The sequence below is a fragment of the Salegentibacter sp. Hel_I_6 genome, from assembly GCF_000745315.1.
In the GTDB taxonomy this organism is placed as follows: Bacteria; Bacteroidota; Bacteroidia; order Flavobacteriales; family Flavobacteriaceae; genus Salegentibacter.
In genome coordinates, this window is sequence record NZ_JQNQ01000001.1 from 3644801 (window position 1) to 3670826 (window position 26026).

The window sequence follows — 26026 nt, forward strand, 5'->3', positions numbered from 1 at the left end:
TCCCCAATCTAAAGTAAGATCGGGGATTATTTCAATTAAAAATTAACAAAATTTATCTTATCGCAGGATATTCTTCAGGGTTTACTTCATTGAAGATGGCGTAAACTTTTTCAAAAATATCTTCTGCTGATGGCTTACTGAAATAATCACCATCGGTGCCATAAGCAGGACGGTGTTCTTTAGCGGTAAGCGTTTGCGGCTTACTGTCTAGGTATCTCCACGCATTTTGTTCGTTTAATACTTTATCCAAAATATAGGCTGAAGCTCCTCCCGGAACATCTTCGTCTATGATGAGAAGTCGGTTTGTTTTTTCTACACTCTTTACAATATCGTGATCTAAATCGAAAGGAAGTAAAGATTGCGCATCAATCACTTCGGCATTAATTCCAAATTCGCTTAGCTCCTCTGCAGTTTGAGCTACAATTCTTAAAGTAGAACCGTAAGAAACTAAAGTAATATCATTACCCTCTCTAAATGTTTCCACTTTACCGATAGGAGTTCTAAGTTCAGCCAGGTTTGTAGGTTTCTTCTCTTTAAGACGGTAACCGTTTAAACATTCAACCAGTAGGGCGGGAGTATCCTGCTCCAGCAAGGTGTTGTAAAAACCAGCTGCTTTGGTCATATTTCTTGGTACGAGTACGTGCATACCACGCACCAGGTTTAAGATGCCACCCATTTGCGAACCACTATGCCAAATACCTTCTAAACGGTGGCCACGGGTTCTTATAATTAGCGGTGCTTTTTGTTTTCCTTTAGTTCGGTATTGTAAAGTAGCGAGATCATCGCTCATTCCCTGTAATGCATACATTACATAATCCAGGTATTGAATTTCGGCAATAGGTCTCAAGCCTCTCATCGCCATTCCAATTCCCTGGCCTAAAATGGTGGCTTCACGAATACCTACATCGGCTACGCGAAGCTTTCCGTATTTAGCCTGGAGCCCTTCCAATCCCTGATTAACATCTCCAATTTCTCCGGCATCCTCACCAAAGATTAAAGTTTCTGGCTTGTTGCCAAAGATTTGATCGAAGTTATCCCGAAGAATAATTCGCCCATCAACTTCAGTCGAGTCATCGTCGTATTCAGGTAAAACTTCAGTTTGAAGTGTAGCATTAGATTCTATAAATAAATGACTGTTATAATCAGCAGCAGCAGATTTATCAAAATCTTTTAGCCAATCGAGAAGCTTAGATTTTTCTTCAGAATTTTCTTTCCTAATTAGTCTTAAAGTCTTTCTCGCAGTAACCGCAAGATCTTTTTTAAGCGGTTCTTTATTTCCGTTTAAGTCTTTAGCCAATTTTATTACTTCTTCCTTTTCGTCAGTATTTTTGGCTAATTTAGAAAGTACGGCAAGTAATTCTTTTTGCTTTGTTTTTGTAGGCTCCAGGTAATTATTCCAGGCAGCTTTTTTGCCTTCTCTTACCTCACGTTTAATTTCTTTTTCAATATCCTGTAGCTCTTCATCTGTACTAATATTGTTCTCCAGAATCCATTCCCTTAACTTAACGTTGCAATCAAACTCTCGTTCCCAGGATAAACGTTGCTCATTCTTATATCGTTCGTGCGAGCCAGAAGTAGAGTGACCTTGCGGTTGTGTAAGTTCTACCACGTGAATAAGGACCGGGCAATGTTCTTCCCTGGCAATTTTCTCAGCTTTTTCGTAGGCTTCGGTAAGGGCTACATAGTCCCAACCATTAACCACAATAATTTCGTATCCTTTATTATTTTCATCCCTTTGGAAACCTTTTACAATTTCAGAGATACTTTCTTTTGTAGTTTGATGTCTTGCATGTACCGAAATTCCGTATTCGTCATCCCAAACACTCAATACCATAGGTACTTGCAGTACACCGGCGGCGTTTAAGGTTTCCCAAAAATGACCTTCACTGGTACTGGCATTACCAATAGTTCCCCAGGCAATTTCATTCCCATTTTCAGAAAAATTCTCTGAGGCTATACCTTCTACATTCCTATATATTTTCGAGGCCTGTGCAAGACCTAAAAGTCTTGGCATTTGGCCGGCGGTAGGGGATATATCGGAACTGGAATTTTTTTGTTCTGTAAGGTTTCTCCAGGTTCCATCTTCGTTGAGACTGTGGGTGGTAAAATGTCCTCCCATTTGTCTTCCACCAGACATAGGTTCATTTTCCAAATTGGTATCGGCGTATAAACCGGCAAAAAACTGTTCTATGCTAAATTGATTGATGGCCATCATAAAGGTTTGATCACGATAGTAACCAGACCTAAAATCGCCATTCTTAAAAGCTTTAGCCATGGCGAGCTGTGGTACTTCTTTCCCATCTCCAAAAATTCCGAATTTAGCTTTTCCTGTAAGAACTTCTCGTCTTCCTAAAAGGCTGCATTCCCGGCTGGTAACAGCAATCTTGTAATCTGCCAATACCTGTACCTTAAAATCTTCAAATGAAATTGAATCTTTAATTTCTGTTTCGCTTTGCATGAACGTTGTTTATGAATAATAACAAATGTAACGAAAACTTAGATTGTACACAATTCATTAAAATCAAAATATTTTAAGAAAAGTGTATTTTAAAGTATTTTTATTGTATTTACTGGAATGAAATCATAAAAATTATAAAAAATGCTGAGTTTAATGTAATTCAAATGAAGATTGCTAAGAATTAGTTATTGGAATTAAATGTTTGTTAATACCAACGGCGTGTGAAAAGTCTTATTAAAGTATTGAGATCCAGGGAAACGATAAATCGAATTTTTTCATCATAGTTCTCCTGGGCTACTTCCCAACCCAAATTTGAATATACAGGGAAGAATAACTCAAAATAATCATCTACTAAACTCAGCCTAACCCCAGAATCATATAAAAATTGAGCATTTTCGTGCTGATTCTTTACCAAACCTACATCGCCATAAATAAAGAACCATTTATAGAGATTTGTACTTCCGTTTAAAGTAGTTATCCATTGGTTTGCGTATTCGGGTTGAAGTTGAGATTTGAAACCACCTTCAGCAACAATGATTTGCTGACTGAATAGACCAGATCCCTGGCTTCTTCCGTAGTAATTATAATCAAAAAGATAATCTGTAGGACGGTCTAAGGCGAAACTGAAATAATCTGACTCCATATTATCGCTGTATAAAAACGTTCCGGTGAAGAACCTAAGATTGATCTGCCTGTTATTTCTAAATAATTTTCGATATTCCAGGCTCATAGAAATCTTACTGAATTTCTCTGCTAATTGAAAGTCGAACGAAGCCGAATAATAATCTACCAAATGTGGTTTACTGTAGCGATAATTAATGTTAAATACATTGTAATTGGGTTCTTCTACAGCTTCGGCAGGATCAATATCTCGTCTAACATTTATATTTCTTATTAGAAGATTTTGCCGCTCATTGTCTCTTAAATATTTATTTCTGAAAGAAAAATTCAAAAACGGGGTGTATTTCTCATAGAAAAGGTTGTAGCCATAAGAATAGCGTGTACCTCCCAATCCGTAAGAAATGGAGTAAAGCTCTTTGTTTTCAAATTGATGTACATTGCTAAATGAAGCCGAACCAACTATGGTTTCACTGTTAAATCCATATTTTGGAGAAATATTAAAATTGAAAGTTTTTGACAGCACTGTTTTATTATACAATTTTGGACCAATAGAAATCCCATCGTATAAGTTATAATTGAATTCAGGCATAAAAAATAACTGCGAGTATCGAGGATCTTCAATATCCTGAAGTAGTCTAAATTGTAGCGGTTTATTGAAGAGTTTAGTAACGGCTTTGTAATTATCACGCTGGTTGAATTCTGGGATCTTTTGCTCATAATTTAAAGCAAGTCTATCTACTCCCTGTCTCGCAATTTCAATAGTTTTTGTCTTGTCAATATTTTCTACCCATTTTTTGAAGACAATTTCACCATCTTTTAGACCATATAAAGAAACCGGAAAGTCAGTTCTTCTTTTATTCTTAATAGTTACACTTAATGAATCTTTAGTTTTACGGAGATTCTGAATAGTGAAATCTATCTTTTTATTGGAATCTACATAATCATTAAAAAACCAGGAAATATCTTTGGTAGCATGCTTTTGTAGAATTTGTTCAAAATCTTCTGCTGAAGTTGGACGCATATTATGATTACTGTAAAATTCTTTAACGGCGTCTTTAACCGTACCATTCCCCAGGTAATCTTCAACATATTTAAGTCCTACACCTGCTTTATATGAATTGGCTATATTTTTATTGAATTTAACCAGTGAATCCTGAGCTGAACTTAACGGCTGATCTAAATTCATCCTAGCCATATTCATGTAAAGGAATTGATATTGATCGTTAAACTCTAAATCGGCAGCGTGAAACCAGCGTACACCAATAATATTGCTTAGATTACCCAGTAATTTCATATTTGGGTAATGCTCATTCACATAATCAATCATTAAAGAAACCAAAATAGCATCGTGTACCCATTGTTCCTTTCTGGGATTAATATGTATTGAGTTTTTCAGCAAATAATTAGTAATGGTTTTAAACTGTTTGATGTCGTACTGAAATCCGTCGGGAAAAGGCCGAATAAATCCAGGTAATTGATTTAAACCATAGATAGGATTAATTAAATAATCATCACGCGTTATAAAAATATTGCGATGAGGATATTCACCAACTCTTTCGTTGTAATACTTTAAAATACGATTTAGAAGAATTCTTTTAATTTCCGGCTGGAGATCATCATCATCTACATTGGTAAGTATTTCGTGATTTTCGGTCTGTATAGATTCAAAAATAAAGGATTTAGCAAGGTAAAGTTTGGTATCTAATTGGTCTTTTCCTGTAAGCTTTACAGTTTTAAAACCATTATTTGTACTTACACTTTTAAAATTAAGTGGAGAGCCTACATAATACTGTGGGGGAGTGGTGAGTTGTATCTCTATATCGTGAAGGGCGTTGTATTGATCTCCCAGGTTTTTATGGCTAAAAACTTCCCAATTTCCGTTTTTATACACCCCCGGGGTAATGTACCAGTATCTAAGCTTGTAATTGTTTTCTGAATCTACCCCGTATCGTGTAAATTTATCTATAGGAATTTTCACCTGGTAATCTAAGTTCAACGTGACACTTTTATCTGGTAATAAGGGTTTGTAGAGTTTAACTTTAATTAAATCCTGAGCTTCTTCAGGCCGCTCCCATATAAATCTCTCATCTTCAGCATTAGTGATTTCACTTATATAAGTACCACCCCGCTCTTCATCTTTTGCAAATCTAAAACGGCGTGCAAATTCTTCGGCAAATCGTTTTGCCAGTGGAGTGTTCTTTGCGCTAAAAGCATTCGCCCAATCATTGAGAAAAATATAGTTTAGTGTATCACTACTTGTGTTAGTATAAACTAATTCCTGCTCAATAGAAAAAGTGTGGGTAATATCGTTTAATTGAGCGTTTAATGAGATAGAGTTTTGCGCAAAACTCCATCCAATTCCCACGAAAAAAAGTAATAAAATAAAATAAAATCTCAAGGGGAATATTTTTAGCGTAATACAGAATTCGATCTAAATATAATCAAAGTTTTTATCCCTGCTTAAGATTTGTTTAAAAGTTAGGACTAAGGTTATATTCTCCATAGAATTCGTTTAATATATCGATAACTTCGTCTTCGGTATCTACTACCTGAACCAAATCCATATCTGGCGCACTTATATTCTGAAAGTCATCTAAAAGAGCTTTTTGAATCCAATCTACCAAACCACCCCAAAAATCTCTTCCCACTAGAATAATAGGAAATTTATCTATTTTATGAGTCTGAATAAGCGTAATTGCTTCAAAAAGTTCATCTAAAGTTCCAAAACCACCAGGCATAACTACGAAGCCCTGTGAATATTTAACAAACATTACTTTTCTAACGAAGAAATAATCAAAATCCAGGCTTTTATCATTATCAATATATGGGTTGTCGTGTTGTTCAAAAGGAAGATCAATATTTAAACCTACAGAAGTACCGCCGCCAAGGTGTGCGCCTTTATTTCCGGCTTCCATAATTCCGGGACCACCGCCGGTAATAACTCCATAGCCGTTTTCGACAATTTTTTTCGCTATTTTTTCTGCGAGTTTATAATATTTTTGATCGGGTTTGGTTCGGGCTGAACCAAATATAGAGACACAAGGACCAATTTGACTTAGCTTTTCGTAGCCATTTACAAATTCGCCCATAATTTTAAAAATAGCCCAGGAATCGTTTGTTTTTATCTCATTCCAGGCTTTATTCTTAAGGTTGTTATTCTTCATATTATTAGTTAGTATTTTTAATGTAATTCTTTTTTAAGGAATTCAGCTGTATAGCTTTTTTTCGATTTTGCCACTTCTTCGGGTGTGCCTTTGGCGATTACTTTTCCACCATTTTTTCCACCTTCAGGACCAATATCAAATATATAATCGGCCATTTTTATAACGTCCATATTATGTTCTATAATAAGGACGGTGTTTCCTTTATTGGTTAATTCATTTAAAACATCCATCAACACACGAATGTCTTCAAAATGTAGGCCTGTGGTTGGTTCGTCTAATATATAAAAAGTATTGCCGGTATCTCTTTTAGAAAGCTCGGTAGCCAGTTTTATTCGCTGCGCCTCCCCACCAGAAAGGGTGGTACTTTGCTGGCCCAAGGTAATATATCCCAAACCAACATCTTTAATAGTTTTTAGTTTTCGATATATTTTGGGAATGGGTTCAAAAAAACTTGTTGCTTCATTAATAGTCATTTCCAAAACATCAGCGATCGATTTTCCTTTATATCGAATTTCTAAAGTTTCACGATTAAAACGTTTTCCCTGGCAGGTTTCGCATTCTACGTAAACATCTGGTAGGAAATTCATTTCAATAACTCTTAATCCGCCACCTCTACAGGTTTCACATCGTCCACCTTTTACGTTAAAACTGAATCTTCCTGGTTTATACCCACGAATAAGCGACTCAGGTGTTTTCGCAAAAAGACTCCTAATTTCTGAAAATACCCCGGTATAGGTAGCCGGGTTAGATCTTGGAGTTCTACCAATTGGTGTTTGGTTAATATCAATAACCTTATCGGCATTATCTAGGCCTTTAATGGTTTTATAAGATTTTGGTTCTTTTACCCCATTAAAATAATGAGCATTCATAATAGGGTAGAGGGTCTCGTTTATTAAAGTAGATTTTCCACTTCCTGAAACCCCGGTAACCGCGATCATTTTCCCTAAAGGAATTTTAATAGAAACGTTTTTAAGATTATTTCCGGTAGCTCCTTTTAGCTCAATATTTTTTCCGTTTCCTTTTCGTCTTTCCTTGGGAATTTCAATTTCTTTCTTTCCGTTTAAATAGGAAGCGGTAAGAGTATCGTGTTTTCTTAATTCTGAAGGAGTACCCTCACTAATTATTTCTCCACCGTATTTACCAGCTCTTGGGCCAATATCTATAACATAATCGGCACGTTCTATCATATCTTTATCATGTTCAACCACAATAACAGAATTGCCGATATCGCGTAAAGAGATTAAAGAATTGATAAGTTTCTCATTATCCCGCTGATGTAAACCAATACTGGGCTCATCTAAAATATAAAGTACACCCACCAATTGCGAACCAATTTGTGTAGCCAGCCGAATTCGTTGCGCTTCGCCACCCGAAAGGGATTTTGAACCACGATTGAGCGAAAGATAGGTAAGGCCAACATCTACTAGGAAACCTATTCTTGTTCTAATTTCTTTGATAACCTCAGCGGCAATTTGGTTTTGTTTCTCGCTGAGTTTCTTTTCTAATCCTTTGAACCATTTCGCCAAATCCTCAATGTCCATGGAAGAAAGTTCGGCTATATTTTTATCATTAATTCTAAAATAAAGCGATTCCTTTCTAAGTCTGCTACTCTGGCAATCGGGACAATCTACTTTGTCCATATATTCTTTTGCCCAGCGCCTTAGTGAAGTAGAGTCGTTATTATTAAAAGTGGTTTCAATAAAAGTGGCTACACCTTCAAAATTGATCTTAAACTCACGGTTTACTCCCAGGCTTTTAGACTCTTTAGTAAATGTTTCTTTCCCGCCGTGAAGAATAAACTTCATTGCAGCTTCGGGAATTTTAGAAACAGGATCTGTTAGTTTAAAATCCCATCTTTCTGCAATTAATTCTAGTTGAGAAAATACCCAGTTTTTCTTTTGAGGTCCGTGAGGAGCCAAAGCTCCATTTTTAATCGACTTGGAATGATCTGGAATAATTTTATCCAGGTTTACCTGGTATAAAGTTCCTATTCCATTACAGCTAGGGCAAGCTCCTTTAGGGGAGTTAAATGAAAAGGTATTTGGCTCAGGGTTGGGGTAGGAAATACCGGTAGTAGGACACATTAAATTTCTACTGAAGTAACGTACTTTTTCGGTTTCCTGATCCAGGATCATAAGAGTATCGCTCCCATGATACATAGCCGTTTTGATACTTTCATCTAAACGTTTTTGGGCATCGGTCTTATCGTCAATTTTTAAGCGGTCAATTACAATTTCAATATCATGGGTTTTGTACCGGTCCAGTTTCATTCCTTTCACCAGGTCCCGAACTTCCCCATCTACCCTTGCTTTTATAAAACCCTGCTTAGCAATTTGCTCAAATAACTCTCTATAATGGCCTTTTCTGGATTTAATTACCGGTGCGAGTACACTAACCTTTTGACCCTGGAAATCTTTTAAAATAAGGTCTTTAATCTGGCTATCGGTATAGCTTACCATTTTCTCGCCGGTTTTATAACTGTAAGCATCTCCAGCACGCGCAAAAAGTAAACGAAGAAAGTCATAAATCTCGGTAATAGTCCCAACCGTACTACGAGGATTTTTACTGGTAGTTTTTTGCTCAATAGCAATAACTGGCGATAGACCTTCAATTTTATCTACATCTGGCCGCTCCAGGCCACCAAGAAATTGCCGGGCGTAAGCTGAAAATGTTTCTATATATCTTCGTTGTCCCTCAGCATAAATAGTATCGAAAGCAAGAGAGGATTTTCCCGAACCTGAAAGTCCTGTAATCACCACTAGTTTTTCTCTAGGGATTTTAACATCAATATTTTTAAGATTATGGACGCGAGCCCCTAATACTTCTATATTATCTTCGGTTTTAGCCATATTTTTTATCAAGGGGGTAAAGGTACTTAAAGTGTTGCTAACTAAAAAGAAAGGAAGATTCTGCTAATGTTAATTAAGCTGTAAAGTTTTTTTAATAAAATAAAATCAGGATCAAAATATTCTTTCTAAGATTATTAAGTCTTTTCTTACAAACTTGATTAAAAACTAAATTTGACGTTATTGCGCTAACTTTTAACCGGGGTTTAGTTCGCTGTATGTCAGTATAATATTACTTTGTTTTTTGCAAAAATTAAGGTTAATCCCCTATATTTGAAATACCAAATCTACTCGACTAATTTCTCTCCCCCCGAAGAATAAAATTAATTCTACTTTATAGGTGAACTATAAGGCCCCTATCAATTTTGCCCCTTTTGTTTTTTTAAATTACTGAATTGATTTTAGAAATTCTGGATGTATAATCTAGAGATTTTCAACTTTCAATTTCTTGATGTGATTTAGCCCTAGTTTTTATTAACTGGCGTAATAGCCATTAAATTGTTGCACTATGATAACAAACAAAAAACAGTTGTTGCTTATTACGAACAAGCAAAGTATGGTAGATTGTGTTCAGGAAGGGGTTAGTATGCAATTTGAGTTAGCTCATGCTAATTCTTTGCATACCGGTTTTAACATTGCACTAAACTTATTGCCAGATGTAATTCTATTAGATTATTCATCTTTTAGATCAGGCAGGAATTTTAAGAATATTGCTAATTTCAAATCAAATCATTTTCTTACAAAGGCGTGGCTTGTTGTGTATGCTGAAGAGCGTTTTAGGGCAGAGGCAGAGAGTAGGTTTAGAAAAGTAGTAGATGAGTTTGTTTATTCTCCTACTATAGAAGCGCTTTGTGGTAAAATTATTAAAATGGTTTATACTAACCGTTCACTTTCAAATTTTTGGAAAGATGCCTTTATGGGAATGTTTAATCTTATTTCAAAACCTGTATTGCTGCTGGACCAAAATGAAATTATAGCCATGAATGATGCTTTTAAGCAAAGCTTCAGAACATCAGAAACTAAGGGTTTAAAACTCACAGATTTTGTAAAATGTGAGAATGTTCAAAAAGTAAAAGATAGTTTAAGAAATTTTGCACGCGGAAAACACATAAAGGCATCTACGAAAACTACACTACTATTGAGGAATGAAAAGGTAAGAAATGCTCGTATCAATTTTTCAAAATTGAATAAAAACTTTGGGCATCAGTTCGTTATGTTCATAGATTTTGTTGAAGAAAATGAAGTTCTTAATAATGAAATTGGTTCGGCTTCTAAAGATGTTGAGCAATGTTTTGAAGAGAATAGCAAATTAACCGAGTTTAAATTCACCAATAGAGAGAAGGAAATTATAGAGCTACTTATTAAAGGATATAAAACTAAAGATATATCTGAAGCTTTATTCATTTCTCCTAAAACGATAGAAAAGCATCGTTCAAATATTATAAAGAGAACCAATTCTGATACGATCCTGGAAAGTATTATTTATGCTATTAGTCATGACCTTATAGATTACCAAAAAGTTTAGTTATTGACCTTTTTAGGTGAAATAGGAGAGAAAACCCCTATAGCCTCGTAGGTGAGAAAAGAATTACATTTATCCTATTAAATTAGTAGTCACCCCACTTCACTACTTACAAGTAAACCTATAATTTTTAGCCCCCCACAGTAATATTGATATATCAAGATGCTCTTAATCGAGTCATATTATATATATGTTTTAACCATTCTAAATATTTATTAACCAAAAACTTTAGCGTTATGAAAAACCTAAAAATTTACTATGCATGTATCGCAATTGTAGCGATGCTATTTACTTCCTGTACTCAGGAAGAATCAACACCTAGAGCAGGTGAAGATGGCGATGTAGCAAGTATTTCCCTTGGAGCAGTTTTAAGCGATCTCGATAGGCAGGGATTATTGAAACAGGCAATTCCTGAATGTTCGGAAGATGCTCCGGCTTACGCCAGAATAGTGTTAACCCACGATTTAGGAGCAGTAGATGTAGTAATTCCTATTAATTTTGATGGAACTACATTCTTTACAGATTATGATGATGAACTGGAGATTCCAATTCCGGCTGGGGAAACAACTACCTCCGTTAGCCTAACTGATTTCTGGGTATATGCAGAAGAACCAGGTGAAACTACAATGCCTATTTGGGTAGCTCCAAAAGAAGGAAGTGATTATGAAAACTTTGTTAATGATGCATTACCACTTAATTTCGAACTTCGAGCAGGTTCAAAGAAATATGTAGATGTGGAAGTTTTATGCTTTGATGATAGAGACGTAAACCTATATGGCTATCAATTCTTTGACCTTATACCAGTTCCACTAATTAAATTCTGTTTATTTGGAAACTTCTGTCCTTCAGAAGATGGTAGACACTATGTTGCTGGCTACAGCGTGACCGTATGGGAAGGTGATGCTCCAGAAGGAGATCCAATTTATACCGATGTAACCAATGATGTAAGCATGGATGAAGGAACCGGAGATTACTACTCTGATCCATTATGTTTCTTCCTTCCTGATACTGAAGGTACAGATACTTACTATTTTGAAATCAGTATTGCGAGCACCGATGAATACGAAGCTGACAATGCAGGAGAAGTTATTCTTGAAGGTTCGATTACCGATGATGAAATTAAATTGTTCTACAACGAGGAAACTGGAGCGATGGATTATTACCACTTCAGCTATGGATGTGGGGACGATAACCCACCACCATTTACCGATCCTAATGATACCGTAGAAAGGTATAAGGCTTGTTTAAAGGAGATTGGTGATTCCGATGCCTTTGGATTCTCTTACCTAAGTTTAATTGGAAATGAATTCACCGCTCAAACCTGGGTGCCTTTTATGGAACCTAACGCTACCACACCACAACATATCCATGAAAATGCAAGTTGTGACGATGCCGGAGGAGTTGTTTGGCCACTTGATCTAGAAGGTGGTGGTTACCCTGTATCTGATGGAAGTGGTTCACTTTTTTATTCAAGGACCTGGACACTAACAGCAGCTCAGATAGCCACTCTGGGTAATCTGGAAAACCGAACTATTAATTTACACGAAGATGCCGAGGGATTACCGGTAATTTCCTGTGGAGAGTATGACAGTTATTAAATAAACGGAAAGGTGTCCCACTTAAATGGGGCACCTTTTTTTAACTATCCAGTATCAAAAAATATAAATTATGAAGACATTAATTAAATATTCAATAGCATCATTAACTCTTGTTCTTTTTCTTTTTACCTCGTGTTCCCAGGATGAACCAGTTGGAAAAGAAGTACTTGATCAAAATATGGCGGTAATAGAAATCGCCCCACTTTTAAATGACTTCTTGAACCGGCAGGCCTTGGGTGATATTCCAGCCTGCTCAGATGAAACTCCTGCATATGCCCATATTATGTTAACTCACGAAATGGGTAGTGTTGATGTAGTGGTTCCTATTCTCAGTGATGAGTCTGGTTTATTCACCGATTATGATGATGAACTTGAAATCCCTATTCCGGATGGAGAAACCACGACGGAGGTTAGCCTGACAGATTTCATGGTTTATGCAGAAGAGCCTGGAGATGATACCATGCCGATTTGGGTAGCACCAAAAGAAGGTAGTGATTTTGAAAACTTTGTTAGTGATCCACTACCGATTGTATTCGATCTACGTGCGGGTTCAAAAAAATACGTTGCAGTTGAAGTGCTTTGCTTTGAAGACAGAGAGGTGAACCAATATGGATATCAATTCTTTGACCTAATTCCAACGGCGCTTTATGAATTCTGTGTATTTGCGAATTATTGTACAGATGAAGGAAGACACTACACCGCAAATTACCAATTAGATATTGATTATCTATTGGATGATGAAGTTATTAGCTTGTATACAGGTATGTCTCCCTCAACCGGAAACACGGAAGAGGATAACTCAGGGGACTGGTATGCAGATCCACTATGTTTAGCTATTCCTGCTCCTATGTACGATGAGGCTGAATCAGATATCTATCTACGTGTTACTGTTACTTTAACTGACTGGGATGATAACTACGGTGATCCAGAAGGTGAGTATTCTGAGGTTGTCTACTTAAGCTGGAATGATGTTGAAGCCTATTTCGGTGATGATGATACTATAGACTACGAGCATATTTTCTTCAATTGTGGGGACGACGATGACGACAACGATGATGATGACGATAATGATGATGAGGTCTAAATGAAAGGATAGGAAAATAATGCCTTTACCTTAAAAAAGTTCCAAGTGTGGCTTTAATATTTTTGAATCTTCAGGCACACTGGAAAGATGAGGTTTCAAGCTACCAGGATCTGTAAAAAATCCTGGTAGTTTTTCGATAAGCATTTTAAAAAATTAAAACCAAAAATTCTAATTATGAAAGCATTAAAAAGATATATGGCATTTATTGCTGTGTTCTCACTTCTTTTTACCTCGTGTAGCGAAGAGGAGAATACTATTGTAGATGATACCATTGCTGAAAATTTCGCTGAACTCAGTTTAGGTGCGAGCCTTAACGATTTTGTGAATAGAGCGGTAACTAAACAAAGCCTTCCTGAGTGCTCATCAGACGCACCAGCTTATGCTCACGTTGAACTAACCCATAATATGGGTACAGTCCTGGAAGGAACTATTGAAATAAATGTTCCTATTTTAGAGGATGACGGAAATTATTATACCGACTATGATGAAAGTTTGAAAATACCGGTGGCAAACAGTGAATCTAATATAGCAACAGTTTCTTTAACCTCATTTTTAGTATTTGATGGGGATCCGGATGATGAAGGTTCAAGCTTGATTTGGGCAACACCTACCACCGCAAGTGATTATGGTGGCCTGGTAACAAATAGCCTGCCTTTTGATTTTACAATTCGAGCAGGTTCAAAAAAATATGTTGATATAGAGGTGTTATGCTTTGATGATCGCGATGTAAATTTATATGGATATCAATTCTTTGATTTAGTCCCAGAAGTACTTCATAAGGTTTGTATTTTTGCAAACTACTGTGATGAAAATGGAAGACATTTCACGGCTAATTATAATCTTGAGGTTGTTTATACTGGAGGAAGTGAAGATATGGTTTTATATGAAACGATGAATCTTCCCGAAGATAATTATGGTTTTGATGCTGATACCGATGATTATTATGCAGATCCATTTTGTTTTGCTGTACCAGCTCCAATGTTCGGAGAAGCTACCACTACAGATTATATTAGAATCACAGCAACATTAGCTGATTGGGAGGGCAATTATCCAGATCCGGCCGATAAAGAGATCATACTTGATCTTTCCTGGGCAGATATTATGGAAAGCGTTCAGGAAGATGGAACTATCGATTACTTCCATTTATTTTTTAACTGTGTAGAAGGTGATCCTGGAAATGGTAACGGTGAAGAATGTGATCCTAATAATCCTAATGACGATTGTGATGGTGATGGTATTCTAAATGGAGTAGATAATTGCCCAACTATACCTAATGCTAACCAGGCTGACTTAGATGAAGATGGAGTAGGTGATGTTTGTGATCCAGATATTGATGGTGATGGTATCTTAAATGTTGATGAACCTGAAGGATGTGTAAGAAATCCAGATCCAGACTGTGGAGAAACTATTATAGATCCTTGTTTACCATCTGCAACCGGTGATTGTGAATCTACAGAAGTTACAAATATCAACCTAAATAATGCAGGTCCCCTCGTAACAAATGTATTGTACGGAGATTGGACAGTTCAATTGGTTGAGGGAGGACTATTTGTTGGTGTTACGCCAATAATTCCTTATGAAATTTCAGATATTGAAGTTGTTGTATTACAAAGTGCAACTTGTGGTACAGCTGTTCCTGATGAAGGAGGATCTGTAACTATTGCTGGAATTACAGAAGCTGATTTACCGCTTTCAATAAATGTAAGGGCAAATATCTGTGATGTTTCTGGAGAACCACAATAGGGATAAAACAAAAGAAACTCAGCTAATTATAACCGGGGGGTGACTAAGAAGCTGAGTAGTTTTTATTTCTCTCCAACCTTGGTAGAGATATAAAAGGAGGCTGTGCGAAACTATCGCACAGCTTTTTTTAATTGGATTGTTTACTACTGCCTATATGACTTTCAAATCTACATAAATATTTCTGAATCAAACTTCACGGAATAAGATAAAAAAAGGAGCTTTTTAAAATAAAAGGGTTACTCATAGTTAGTCAAAAATGTTTCATAAAGGGCTTATTTAATTTAATCTTTTTAATTTTTGTAGGAATCTGACTATTAAAATTTTAGCTACTTTATTTTAGCTTTTTTTGGAATGACCTTTGTAAATCCAGATTGAAATTTTAACTAAATATTTTTAAAAAAGAAACCCCTACTTATGAGAAAAAGTAAATTTTTGTTACTACCTGTTCTGGCGATTCTGGCTTGTAGTAAAGATCCAATTTCAGAAGATGTAGAATCAGAAACGCAATTAAAACCTGAGGAAATTTTAGAACAACAAACAGAAGTTGCCTATCCCGATCAATCAGGTGCCGTCTCAGAGATATATTATGCAGGCCAAAAAATGCCTGTAGAATCACAAGACGGTAATTATGTCTACCAGGGGGATATCCTGATCCCGGTAAATCAAACCAGCAAATCGCCCCAGGACCTTATTTTAGATAAGGATGAAACTCCTCAAAAGAGTACCGGGAGAACAAAAGGTATGTGGCCCGATAATACTGTTTATTATGCTATAGATAGTAAATTATCTAACAAAGGTCGCGTACATGATGCGATAGAGCACTGGGAATCCAATACCTCCCTTAAATTTGTGCAAAGATCCGGTCAATCCAATTATATTTATTTCACTTCTGGATCTGGATGCTCTTCTTACGTTGGTATGATAGGAGGACGCCAGAACATTACGCTGGCAGGAGCCTGTACAACCGGTAATACGATCCACGAGATCGGACACGCGGTTGGCCTCTGGCACGAACAGAGCAGGGTAGACCGTAATAATTATATCGATGTTAACTTCGAAAATGTTCAAAGTGGTACTGAACATAATTTCCATACCTATGAAGCAAGTGGGTTTGACGGCGATGAGTATACCAGTAGTTTAGACTTTGGATCAATAATGATGTATGGTGCTTATTCCTTCTCCAAGAATGGAAAGCCTACCATCACCAGGGCTAATGGCAGTACTTATCAAATTCAAAGAAATGAGCTTTCTTCCGGAGACATCCAGGGAATTAAAAGTATGTATCCTGACGGCGGTGGTACTCCCACTTATACTAATGGTGAATATTACACGATCAGTGGGGTTACAGTGCTTAGAGCTAACGATCTTTGGTACTTCTGGACGAAATACGGATTTAAAAGGGTCGAATTAAAGAATGACCGTTGGTACTGGATTTAATCCCCCATTTTTGTACAAGTTTGAAAAACCCAGGCAATTTGGTCTGGGTTTATTTATGGGGAAAAATTGGGAAAAATTTATCTACACCTTGTGGAGAACTTTCACATAACATTAACTGAAAAGGAAAGGAGATTATTCCTCTTGTTTTTTCTTTAAATTAAGCTCAACTTTAACATAAACCCGTAGTTCCTCAAAAAACATCCTAAATTCATTTTCAAATTCCTCATAAAACTCACGTAATTCCTCTACAGCTAAATGCATTTTAGCACGAAATTTAATTCTTCGGTTCATTTGAAAAAGAATTTTCTCTATACCGTCAATTTTTCGATAATTATAGAGCCAATTATCGGCAATCATATAAGGAAGAAAATTTTGAACTGGTTTTGGGAGTACTTTAAAATTTTCCTGGAGTAAACTATAGAATTCTTCAGTATAATTTTTCAAAGGGATTTCACTGTAATCCTTCCAGTTGGCTGCCAGAAAATGGTCATATAGAATATCTACTATAACCCGGCTATAATGCCCGTATCGCTCAAATAATCTTTGTACACTTTTACTAACTATGGGATGAGTATCGGTAAAAGTATCTATTGCGCGATGCAGCACTATTCCTTTTTGAATTTCGTCTGGAAAATTCAGGTATTGCTTTCCCTTAACAGAATCAGCGATAAAATTGCCGATTTTTAATTCATCACTATCGCCAGAAAGATATATATGTGCAAGGAAATTCATCTGTGAAAGTTACGTAAATCCGCTAGTTTCCTGTTTAATTTTTGTTAAGTTTTAGCGCTAGCTATATACACCATGTATATTTGTTAAAATTTAATTTTCAAGAACGATTTATTCAATATAAAATAAACTTATGAGTCTAATTAAATCAATTTCAGGAATTCGCGGAACTATTGGTGGGCGAACCGGAGACAACTTAACTCCAATAGATACGGTTAAATTTGCCGCCGCTTATGGTACCTGGTTAAAAAATAATTTAGAAGATAAGAAATTAACAGTAGTGGTAGGCCGTGATGCAAGAATTTCAGGCAAAATGGTTCAGGACTTAACTATGAATACCTTAACCGGATTAGGGATAAATGTTATAGATATAGATCTTTCTACTACACCAACTGTAGAAATTGCCGTGCCTTTAGAAAATGCCGATGGTGGAATTATCCTTACTGCAAGCCATAATCCAAAGCAATGGAATGCTCTCAAATTATTAAATAGTAAAGGCGAATTTTTAGATGCGGCAGAGGGTGCTAAAATTTTAGAGTATGCAGAGAAGGACAATTTTGATTTCTCTGAAGTTGATGATCTTGGTATTATTACCAGGAAAGATAATTATATGGATCTTCATATAGAAGAAGTTTTGAAACTTAAACTCGTGGACGCCGAGAAAATTAAAAAAGCCGGTTTTAAAGTTGTAGTAGATGCTGTAAATTCTACCGGCGGAATTGTAATTCCTGCATTATTAAAAAAATTAGGAGTTGAGGTAATAGAATTGTATTGTGAACCCAATGGTCACTTTCCACATAATCCAGAACCGCTTAAAGAGCACCTTAAAGATATTTGCGAATTGGTGAAGAAAGAAAATGCCGATTTTGGTATTGTGGTAGATCCAGATGTAGACCGTTTGGCTTTTATTGATGAAAACGGTGAAATGTTTGGAGAGGAATATACACTTGTAGCTTGCGCCGATTACGTGCTTTCTAAAACCTCAGGAAATACAGTTAGTAATTTATCTTCTTCCCGGGCACTTAGTGATGTGACCAAAAAACACGGTGGCGAATATAATGCGAGTGCGGTAGGTGAGGTGAATGTAGTGCAACTTATGAAAGATTCTAATGCGGTAATTGGAGGTGAAGGAAACGGCGGAATTATCTATCCTGAATCTCATTATGGACGCGACAGTTTAGTGGGAGTGGGATTGTTTTTAACACATTTAGCCGAAAAAAATATAAGTGTTTCTCAATTGCGAAAAGAATACACGGCTTATTATATGAGTAAGAATAAAATCCAGTTGACGCCAGAAATTAATGTTGATGAGATTTTAAAAACAATGGAAGAGAAATATCAAAATGAAGAAATCTCAACCGTTGACGGAGTGAAAATAGATTTTCCGGAAAATTGGGTGCATTTAAGAAAGTCGAATACGGAACCTATTATTAGAATTTACACCGAAGCAAAAAGTCAGGAAAAAGCAGATCAACTTGCCCAGGAGATGATAGCGGAAATTAAAAAGATTGTAGGTTAACGTACTACAGCATTTTTAGGAATTTCTTTTCCCATGTGCTTCCAGCGTTTGTGTGTCCAGAGATAAAGCTCTGGTTTTTCACGAATTTGTTTTTCTAAAAGCTTAATGTAAGTTAGGGTAATTTCATTGCCTTCAGTTTCAGCGGGATTATCAGCAATATTAATTAAAGAGGCCTTATAATGGCCTCTTTTTACTTTTTCTACGTACAGGTAAAGGACTACCATATCAAATTCCTTAGCCATTCTTTCTGATCCTGTATAAAAAGGAACTTTCTTTCCCATAAAATCGGTCCAGAATTTATAATTCGCAGTTTTAGGAGATTGATCGGCTATCATTGCGTAGGCACCTCGCAGTCCTGCATTTTCATTTCGAGTAATTCGCAAATTAGCTTTAGAATTCTGGATTAGCTCTGCACCAAATCTTTTTCTAATGTCATTTATTAATTTGTCAAATCCGGGATTTCTAATTTTCTTATAAATTCCGAAAGCGCCATGTTTTAAATCGTGGAGCTGAAGTGCAAAAAGCCATTCAAAACTGGCATAATGACCACACATAAGCATGATGCTTTTATCTAATTTTTCAATTCGTCTTATTTCTTCAATGTTTTTATATACAAATCGCTTTTTCAGTTCTTCTTCAGAAATAGAAATACTTTTTATCATTTCAAGAAACATATCGCACATATGCGAGTAGAATTTCTTTCTAATTTTAATGATTTCTGCTGAAGATTTTTCAGGAAACACTAGTTTAAGATTATTGGTCACCGTTTTTTTCCGGTAACCAATCAAGTGGTAAACTATAAAATAAACCACCTCTGAAACCATGTAAAAAAGAGGAAATGGGAGGATAGAAATGAGCCAAAGCAACGGATAAATCAACCAAAAAACTACAGACTGCATAAAATAAATTTCAGCAAATATATGGTATATTTGGCACTAAACTAAAGTAGATATGGGAGAATTAGACCTGGTTACCCTTATAATTATTGGCGTAAACGTATTGGTTTCATTCAAAGGATTTAAAGACGATTCTTTTTTTCAAAAATATAAATTCAATATTGCCGATATAAATCGCGGTGCCAAATATCAAATTCTTACTTCAGGATTTTTGCACGTTAATACCACACACCTTTTGGTGAATATGCTTACGCTTTATTTTTTTGCAAATTCTGTAATTTACTTTCTGGGAACCATAGGTTTTGTTTTGGTGTACCTCGCCAGTTTGGTTCTGGGAAATCTTCTATCTTATTATTTTCATAAAAAAGATATGCATTATACCGCCGTAGGAGCTAGTGGTGCCGTAATGGGCGTACTTTATTCTGCAATTTTATTAAGACCAGACATGATGCTTGGTTTGTTTTTTATTATTCCCATACCGGCATATATATTTGGTATAGGTTACCTGTTTTACACCATTTACGGAATGAAGCGCCAACTGGGCAATATTGGGCATGATGCCCATTTTGGAGGAGCAGTAGGTGGATATTTGCTCACACTTCTGCTGGCTAGTTGGGTTTTTGAAGAACATTTGCTAATGGTGATTTTACTGGCGCTACCAATTGTTTTTTTATTTGTTCTTCAAAAAATGGGAAAAATCTAAATTGGTACTCTTATTGTTTATAGCTTTCCCAAACATAAAAACAGAATTATGAAAAAATTAATTTTACTTATAGCTTTAACTGCCGGTTTCGGTATGATGGCGCAAAACAATGCTAATAATCAGGGGATTCACGTTACCGGAAAAGGTATAGTTAAAGTGGCGCCAGATAAAGTTACCGTTAGGTCACAAATTGAACACGAGGGCCAAAGTGCCACCTCGGTAAAATCTCAGAATGATGAGGTGGTTGATAAAGTGATTAAATATTTGAAATCTGAAGGGATTGCTGAAAAAAATATCAATACCGATTATATCAACCTAAATAAACGCTATAACTATAACGATAAAACCTATACTTATGTAGCGAACCAGGCAATTTCCATTACGCTAGAGAACATTAGCAAATATGAAGAAATAATGAAAGGCTTATTGGAAAATGGTTTAAACGGAATAAATGGCGTTCAATTTGAATCTTCTGATATTGAAAAACATAAAGCTGAGGCCAGAACTAAAGCTGTGCTCAATGCAAAAGAAAAAGCTGAAGCTCTAGCAGCGCCGTTAAACCAGCAGGTTGGAAGCGCTTTTATGATTTCCGAAGGGAATAATAATAACCACCAGCCAGTTTATAGAGTAATGGAAATGAAAGCTAGTGATAGTTCTGGAAATCAAGAGACTATTGCTCCTGGAGAAATGGAAGTAAGTGTAGAAGTGAATGTAGCTTTTATACTTTTGATGGAGTAAACAAAATTAGGGGAGTTGGGAATTATTTTATCAATTCAAACTGAATTCAGTTTAAAATTTCGAAATAATAAATTAAAGTTTTTGATTAGAAAATTTAATAACAGAGAAGTAAAGAGTTGAGCAAGGAGCGGGCTTAAATTTAGATGATTAAAATATTACTTGTTAAGTAATTCTCCAATTTTCCTATCCAAAGCATCACCTCTAAGATCTCGGGCTACAATGGTACCATTTTCATCTAAAACAAAGGCAGCAGGAATTGCTTTAATATCATAAAGTTGAGCCACGGGCTCCTGCCAAAATTTAAGGTTAGAAACCTGGTGCCAGGGTAAACCATCTTGTTCTATAGCTTCCAGCCAACGATCTTTTTGGCCGGGACGGTCTAAAGAAACTCCAATAACACTTAAGCCATCGTCTTTGTATTTGTTATAAGTTTTAACCAAATTGGGGTTTTCGACACGGCATGGTTTACACCATGCCGCCCAAAAATCTATTATTGTTACTTTTCCCATCACATCTTTTAGGGCAAGTTTATCACCCTCTGGAGTGGGAGCTGTGAAGTTTGGCGCTTTACTGCCTACAGCCACTTTATCATTATTTTCAAGACTTTTAGCAATCTGTTTCCCAATTGCTGTGTTTTTTACTTCTTCTGAAAGAGAATCAAACATCTCCTGGATCTCATTTATAGGATAAGATTGCATTCTTAGCATGTCGCTTATTACCATTATGGAAACAAAAGAATCTGGATTTTCTTCAACGACCTTTTTCTTAAAGACTTTATCGTTGTCCATAAGTTCTTTTTCATTTTCCTGAAGTGTGGCAAGTTTTGTGCTATCCTGTGCCTGATAAGCAGAACGCATAGAATTTCTGCCTTCCATTACTTTCTCGTTTACTTCTTTCAAATGGCCTAAATAATCGTAGAGTAACTTATTTTCCTTTCCTCCTTTTACTTCAGAAGTACGTAAACTATCCTTGTAAATTTTAAAGTTTATTTTTTCATTTTCAGAAATAAAAATTACGTTTCCATTAGTATTTTCGAATTCTAGAAAGCTTAAATTAGGACTTTCCACATCTTCCATATCAAATTCAAAACGACCATCTTCAATAGTAGTAGAATCTACTCTGCTTGGCCGGTTGGTATTTTCGTCAATTTCTGAAACATATACCATGTTTCCATCTTCCATTTCTGAGGCATCTCCAGAGATAAAATAACCTTTGTCTTCCTGGCAGGAAGTGAATGCTGCCGCAATGGCAAGCATAACTATTTTTTTACGCATAAACTTGTTTTGTTTAAGACAAAAATAAGCATCTGGGGTGGTAATACCGGCCTAATTTTATAAAAAATTGTTAATTTAAACGGTGTAAATTTGTAAGCCTTGCGGAATATGTAATTTTAACTGATATTACTTTTTATGAAAGAACAAAGAGAAGATTTACCGTTTGAGATTCAAATTAGTTTTCATAAAGTTGTTGAGCAATATAAGAAACAACTGGAGCATGAAGAAAGCGAAGTTGCCAGCAATTATATTAAAAGTATTCTTGAACATGTAAAATCTTTTCCAGCCCTAATTAATGGTATTGCGAACTTTGATGAGCTTAAAAAATATAGAGAACCAATAAGGGTTTTGCTAGATGATCTTTTTCCCAGCGTACTTACCAATAATGAAATAAAAGCCGCGTCAATTCCATTTGAAAACTTCCTGTTTAATAGATCCAGGCGCTTAAGAAAAATAATGGAGAATGCGCCAGATGATTTTGAACTTGAAATAAGAAACCTGGATAATAAAACTATTTATGTACAGGAATGTATAAATATCCTTAACGACTATTACGGTTACAAAATAGATTACTCCAGGCCTTTATATTTTGATATTCCAGATGAACAAGGTATAATAAGAAGATACCGTATTGCTTTAAATGGAGATTTTATTGATATTTTCCCAAAGGATAAAGCCAGGAAAATTACCGATGACGATGTAGATGAATTGCTGCAAAATGTAGAAAACATTGATTTATGGAAAGAAAAATTCCCTCCTCAAAGTTGGGTTTTTAAAGGTTTTACCATTGTAAACCTTACCGATGTAACTATAGATGACGCTATATCTGAACTTAAAACAGCCTTACTTTTTGAAAAATCTTCAGAAAAAGATGAACTGCTAAAACTGGAAGAAATATTTAGATCTATCTATAAAATTCCAGATTTGCGAGTTGGTTTTACGGTGTATAATCCGCAGGATGAGATTTTCGAAAAAATGGAATATAGAGAGGCAAACAGTTATATTCTAAACGAAGAGTTGGTGAGTGAATGTAGAAAAGGGGTTTGTGAAGAAGGTTTCAACAATATTTTTAAAGAACATAGTTTTTTTAGTATTGCCAATGTAGATGAATATGCAAAAAAGACTAAGAACAATATACTTTCCCGGCGTTTAAAGGAGAGCAATGTAAAAAGTTGTATTCTGGCTCCAGTGGTGAAAAATAATAGATTACTGGGTGTCTTGGAATTGGTAGCTTTAAGAAAGAATGAACTTAATAGTATAAACACTATTAAGCTGGATGAAATCTTACCTTACATTGCCACTGCAGTAGATAGAAACCGAAGTGATTTTGAGAATAGGGTTAAGGCGGTAATTCAAAGTGAATGTACCTCTATTCATCCCAGTGTTTTATGGGTTTTTGAAAAGGAAGCGAAAAAATATATAAGAGATTATGATGATGACGGCCTGGCTTCATTTAAGGATATTGTTTTTAAAGATATTTATCCGCTTTACGGCCAGATTGACGTAGTTGCTTCTTCTGATGCTCGAAATGAAGCTATTCAAAAAGATTTACTGCATCAATTACAAGAAATTCAATCTATAATTGATAAAGCTTATGAAATAGACGAACTTCCTATTTACGAACAGGTAAAGTTTCGAATTTCCGATTTTATGGAAGATCTGGAAAGTAGCTTAAATGCTTCTAGCGAGCAAAAAGTTTTTAATTTGCTTCAGAAGGAAGTAAATCCTATCATGAGTCATTTAAGTAAACAGTCTTCAGAATTAAAGAAATTGGTAGAGGAGTACCAGGATCAACTTAATCCTGAAACAGGCATAATTTATAATCATCGCAAGCATTATGATGAAACGGTTCAACAAATAAACCGCACCATGTCCAGATTTCTTGACAGAAAGCAAATCGCTGCTCAAAAGATCTATCCACATTACTTTGAACGTTACAAAACCGATGGCGTAGATCACAATATTTATATAGGCGCCTCTATGGTTAAAGATCGGCCTTTTAATAAAGTGTATTTATATAATTTGAGGCTTTGGCAGCTGAGTACCATGTGTGAAATGGAGAATAAGTTTTACCAATTACAGCAAACCACGCCAATTAAACTTGATGCCGCTTCGCTAATATTGGTCTATAATTCTACAATGTCTATTAGATACAGAATGGACGAGAAAAAATTTGATGTAGATGGAACTTATAATGCTCGTTATGAGATAATTAAAAAAAGAATAGATAAGTCTTTTATTAAAGGAACCGAAGAACGCATTACCCAAAAAGGGAAAATTGCCATAGTTTATAGTCAACGGGCAGACGAAAAGGAATATCTAAGATATATTAAATACTTACAAACAAAGAAATATGTGGGTGAAGAGGTTGAATTATTAGAACTGGAAGATGTTCAGGGAGTAATAGGGCTCAAGGCTATTCGAGTAAAAGTGTTATACACTCCAGATAGCAATGAACCCGACAGAACTATTACTTATGAAAATCTTATGGAAGAATTACATTAGGTAAAAAGCCCCCACAAAAGCAATTACTGAAACAATAATACCTATCATAAAAACGGTATAGGTAATTCTAAGTATTTTGTATTTTCTATGTAAGACTTTTCCCAGCAAGTGAAGATCTAGCATCAGGGATTCGTAAACATAATCTTTATCCTTTATAATTTCTTTCATTCCCCATTTAAACTGCTCAAATGGCATTTTGTGGCTGTTACCAAAGAAAAGTAGGTTAACTTCTCTATTCTTAACCTGCTCTTTTGTGAATTCACCACTTGTAACTTGAGGTCGTGTAGATAAAACCGAAAGTATAATTGATGCGACGCTAAAGAGAATAAGGATCAAAGTAGGAATTAGTAAGTGTTTATTGCTTGCCGCATCTAATTTAGGAATCATATTAGCAAGAGCCAGGGAAATAATTATCGCATTTACCGAAAGTAAAATATTGGCCTTGGTATCGGCAATATCACTAAGCTTTATGTGGTTTCTAAGCGTTACCCTAAAAAGGGTCTGAATACTTCTCTCTGGGTTGTCATTTTTATAACGCGCCTTCATTCGCGCTTTGGCTTCTTCTTTTTTTAGCTTTTTAGCTTGTTTATTCTTTGCTGCAATAAGCTCAAGCAGGTTTTCTTCTTTTTTCGCACTCCATTCTTGAGCAGCATAATTTGTGTAAAATTTATGTTTTTCCGTAAAAACCCTTATATTTTCCTGAACCCATTCTCCTGCAGTGAAATTTTTAATATTGTGCAATTCGAGCTCCTGACGTAAAAGTTCGCTGGTTTCTTCGAAATAATCTTTGGCAAAATGAGAAGAGTCAGCATCTTTTATAATTTTTTCAGGAAGGCTTTCCGGGATTGAATCAAACTTTGTTGCTTCAATATTATTTAACACGTCTTTAATTAATTCAGGGGTCGCATTATTTTGTTCTAAAAACTCTTCTGCAATTTTCTTGCTTTCATCTTCATGCCCTTTAAATGTTCGGGTATAGCCGGTATCGTGAAGCCATGCGGCGAGCAATAGCGCTTCTTCTTGTTTAACATTAATTTCAGAATTGGTAATTAATTCTTTAGTACTTTTAACCACCCGTTCTGTATGCTTGTAATTATGGTATATATACGTGTTCGGTAATTTTTCTTTGAAAAGATTCAAAACAAAATCATCTGCTTTCTCAATGAGATTATTCATATATTTTTAGCTG

Annotated in this window: 17 protein-coding genes; 9 read left to right on the forward strand and 8 right to left on the reverse strand. The window is 35.7% G+C overall.

The window, feature by feature from the left end; translation table 11 throughout:
* Positions 1–52: 52 nt before the first annotated feature.
* From FG27_RS16115 to uvrA, 4 genes are all read right to left on the reverse strand, one after another.
* Positions 53–2458: a thiamine pyrophosphate-dependent enzyme gene (locus FG27_RS16115; RefSeq protein WP_037320907.1), complete on the reverse strand. Its 2406-nt coding sequence runs from the start codon at positions 2456–2458 to the stop codon at positions 53–55.
* 205 nt (positions 2459–2663) lie between these two features.
* Positions 2664–5477, reverse strand: a complete 2814-nt coding sequence (locus FG27_RS16120) for a metalloprotease (RefSeq protein WP_051935898.1) — start codon at positions 5475–5477, stop codon at positions 2664–2666.
* 73 nt (positions 5478–5550) lie between these two features.
* A complete protein-coding gene (locus FG27_RS16125) occupies positions 5551–6243 on the reverse strand; it encodes a TIGR00730 family Rossman fold protein (RefSeq protein WP_037320909.1) in 693 nt (230 codons plus the stop codon).
* Between the two features lie 17 nt (positions 6244–6260).
* A complete protein-coding gene (uvrA, locus tag FG27_RS16130) occupies positions 6261–9092 on the reverse strand; it encodes an excinuclease ABC subunit UvrA (protein WP_037320911.1) in 2832 nt (943 codons plus the stop codon).
* 505 nt (positions 9093–9597) lie between these two features.
* Between uvrA and FG27_RS16135 the strand changes: the two genes are divergently transcribed.
* The 5 genes from FG27_RS16135 (at position 9598) to FG27_RS16155 (ending at position 16473) form a co-directional block, all read left to right on the forward strand.
* Complete coding sequence (locus FG27_RS16135) at positions 9598–10614, forward strand: LuxR C-terminal-related transcriptional regulator (protein ID WP_037320913.1); 1017 nt, start codon at positions 9598–9600, stop codon at positions 10612–10614.
* A gap of 233 nt (positions 10615–10847) precedes the next feature.
* Positions 10848–12209 carry a hypothetical protein gene (locus FG27_RS16140; RefSeq protein WP_037320915.1) on the forward strand — a complete coding sequence of 454 codons (1362 nt, stop codon included), beginning with the start codon at positions 10848–10850 and terminating at the stop codon, positions 12207–12209.
* A gap of 70 nt (positions 12210–12279) precedes the next feature.
* Positions 12280–13293 (forward strand): hypothetical protein, encoded by a 1014-nt coding sequence (locus FG27_RS16145; protein WP_037320918.1) that lies wholly within the window; start codon positions 12280–12282, stop codon positions 13291–13293.
* Positions 13294–13467: 174 nt separating this feature from the next.
* Positions 13468–15036 carry a thrombospondin type 3 repeat-containing protein gene (locus FG27_RS19610; RefSeq protein ID WP_037320920.1) on the forward strand — a complete coding sequence of 523 codons (1569 nt, stop codon included), beginning with the start codon at positions 13468–13470 and terminating at the stop codon, positions 15034–15036.
* Positions 15037–15450: 414 nt separating this feature from the next.
* Positions 15451–16473, forward strand: coding sequence for a M12 family metallopeptidase (locus FG27_RS16155; protein WP_037320923.1), 1023 nt, complete (start codon positions 15451–15453; stop codon positions 16471–16473).
* Between the two features lie 132 nt (positions 16474–16605).
* On the opposite strand, the gene FG27_RS16160 is transcribed toward FG27_RS16155, so the two are convergent.
* Complete coding sequence (locus FG27_RS16160; protein ID WP_037320925.1) at positions 16606–17205, reverse strand: ACP phosphodiesterase; 600 nt, start codon at positions 17203–17205, stop codon at positions 16606–16608.
* A gap of 130 nt (positions 17206–17335) precedes the next feature.
* On the opposite strand from FG27_RS16160, the gene glmM reads away from it, so the two are divergent.
* On the forward strand, positions 17336–18721 hold the full coding sequence (gene glmM, locus FG27_RS16165) for a phosphoglucosamine mutase (RefSeq protein ID WP_037320927.1): 1386 nt from the start codon (positions 17336–17338) through the stop codon (positions 18719–18721).
* Here glmM and FG27_RS16170 read toward each other — a convergent pair.
* Positions 18718–19620: a lysophospholipid acyltransferase family protein gene (locus FG27_RS16170; protein ID WP_037320929.1), complete on the reverse strand. Its 903-nt coding sequence runs from the start codon at positions 19618–19620 to the stop codon at positions 18718–18720. The genes glmM and FG27_RS16170 overlap by 4 nt on opposite strands.
* A gap of 52 nt (positions 19621–19672) precedes the next feature.
* Between FG27_RS16170 and FG27_RS16175 the strand changes: the two genes are divergently transcribed.
* Together FG27_RS16175 and FG27_RS16180 are read left to right on the forward strand one after the other, a co-directional pair.
* Positions 19673–20320: a rhomboid family intramembrane serine protease gene (locus FG27_RS16175; RefSeq protein WP_037320931.1), complete on the forward strand. Its 648-nt coding sequence runs from the start codon at positions 19673–19675 to the stop codon at positions 20318–20320.
* A 48-nt stretch (positions 20321–20368) separates the two neighbouring features.
* Positions 20369–21058 carry an SIMPL domain-containing protein gene (locus FG27_RS16180; protein WP_037320934.1) on the forward strand — a complete coding sequence of 230 codons (690 nt, stop codon included), beginning with the start codon at positions 20369–20371 and terminating at the stop codon, positions 21056–21058.
* A 155-nt stretch (positions 21059–21213) separates the two neighbouring features.
* On the opposite strand, the gene FG27_RS16185 is transcribed toward FG27_RS16180, so the two are convergent.
* Positions 21214–22332: a TlpA disulfide reductase family protein gene (locus FG27_RS16185; protein ID WP_037320936.1), complete on the reverse strand. Its 1119-nt coding sequence runs from the start codon at positions 22330–22332 to the stop codon at positions 21214–21216.
* Between the two features lie 135 nt (positions 22333–22467).
* On the opposite strand from FG27_RS16185, the gene FG27_RS16190 reads away from it, so the two are divergent.
* Positions 22468–24837, forward strand: coding sequence for a GAF domain-containing protein (locus tag FG27_RS16190; RefSeq protein ID WP_037320938.1), 2370 nt, complete (start codon positions 22468–22470; stop codon positions 24835–24837).
* On the opposite strand, the gene FG27_RS16195 is transcribed toward FG27_RS16190, so the two are convergent.
* Positions 24829–26013: a Pycsar system effector family protein gene (locus FG27_RS16195; RefSeq protein ID WP_037320940.1), complete on the reverse strand. Its 1185-nt coding sequence runs from the start codon at positions 26011–26013 to the stop codon at positions 24829–24831. The two genes, FG27_RS16190 and FG27_RS16195, sit on opposite strands and share 9 nt — an antisense overlap.
* Positions 26014–26026 lie beyond the last annotated feature (13 nt).

What these genes read in the sequence shown, in the direction of transcription:
- FG27_RS16180 (WP_037320934.1), top strand. Translation starts at nt 20,369, where the DNA reads ATGAAAAAATTAATTTTACTTATAGCTTTAACTGCCGGTTTCGGTATG.
- FG27_RS16160 (WP_037320925.1), bottom strand. Translation starts at nt 17,205, where the DNA reads ATGAATTTCCTTGCACATATATATCTTTCTGGCGATAGTGATGAATTA.
- FG27_RS16195 (WP_037320940.1), bottom strand. Translation starts at nt 26,013, where the DNA reads ATGAATAATCTCATTGAGAAAGCAGATGATTTTGTTTTGAATCTTTTC.
- FG27_RS16190 (WP_037320938.1), top strand. Translation starts at nt 22,468, where the DNA reads ATGAAAGAACAAAGAGAAGATTTACCGTTTGAGATTCAAATTAGTTTT.
- FG27_RS16115 (WP_037320907.1), bottom strand. Translation starts at nt 2,458, where the DNA reads ATGCAAAGCGAAACAGAAATTAAAGATTCAATTTCATTTGAAGATTTT.
- uvrA (WP_037320911.1), bottom strand. Translation starts at nt 9,092, where the DNA reads ATGGCTAAAACCGAAGATAATATAGAAGTATTAGGGGCTCGCGTCCAT.
- FG27_RS16185 (WP_037320936.1), bottom strand. Translation starts at nt 22,332, where the DNA reads ATGCGTAAAAAAATAGTTATGCTTGCCATTGCGGCAGCATTCACTTCC.
- FG27_RS16170 (WP_037320929.1), bottom strand. Translation starts at nt 19,620, where the DNA reads ATGCAGTCTGTAGTTTTTTGGTTGATTTATCCGTTGCTTTGGCTCATT.
- glmM (WP_037320927.1), top strand. Translation starts at nt 17,336, where the DNA reads ATGAGTCTAATTAAATCAATTTCAGGAATTCGCGGAACTATTGGTGGG.
- FG27_RS16140 (WP_037320915.1), top strand. Translation starts at nt 10,848, where the DNA reads ATGAAAAACCTAAAAATTTACTATGCATGTATCGCAATTGTAGCGATG.
- FG27_RS16125 (WP_037320909.1), bottom strand. Translation starts at nt 6,243, where the DNA reads ATGAAGAATAACAACCTTAAGAATAAAGCCTGGAATGAGATAAAAACA.
- FG27_RS16135 (WP_037320913.1), top strand. Translation starts at nt 9,598, where the DNA reads ATGATAACAAACAAAAAACAGTTGTTGCTTATTACGAACAAGCAAAGT.
- FG27_RS16145 (WP_037320918.1), top strand. Translation starts at nt 12,280, where the DNA reads ATGAAGACATTAATTAAATATTCAATAGCATCATTAACTCTTGTTCTT.
- FG27_RS19610 (WP_037320920.1), top strand. Translation starts at nt 13,468, where the DNA reads ATGAAAGCATTAAAAAGATATATGGCATTTATTGCTGTGTTCTCACTT.
- FG27_RS16155 (WP_037320923.1), top strand. Translation starts at nt 15,451, where the DNA reads ATGAGAAAAAGTAAATTTTTGTTACTACCTGTTCTGGCGATTCTGGCT.
- FG27_RS16175 (WP_037320931.1), top strand. Translation starts at nt 19,673, where the DNA reads ATGGGAGAATTAGACCTGGTTACCCTTATAATTATTGGCGTAAACGTA.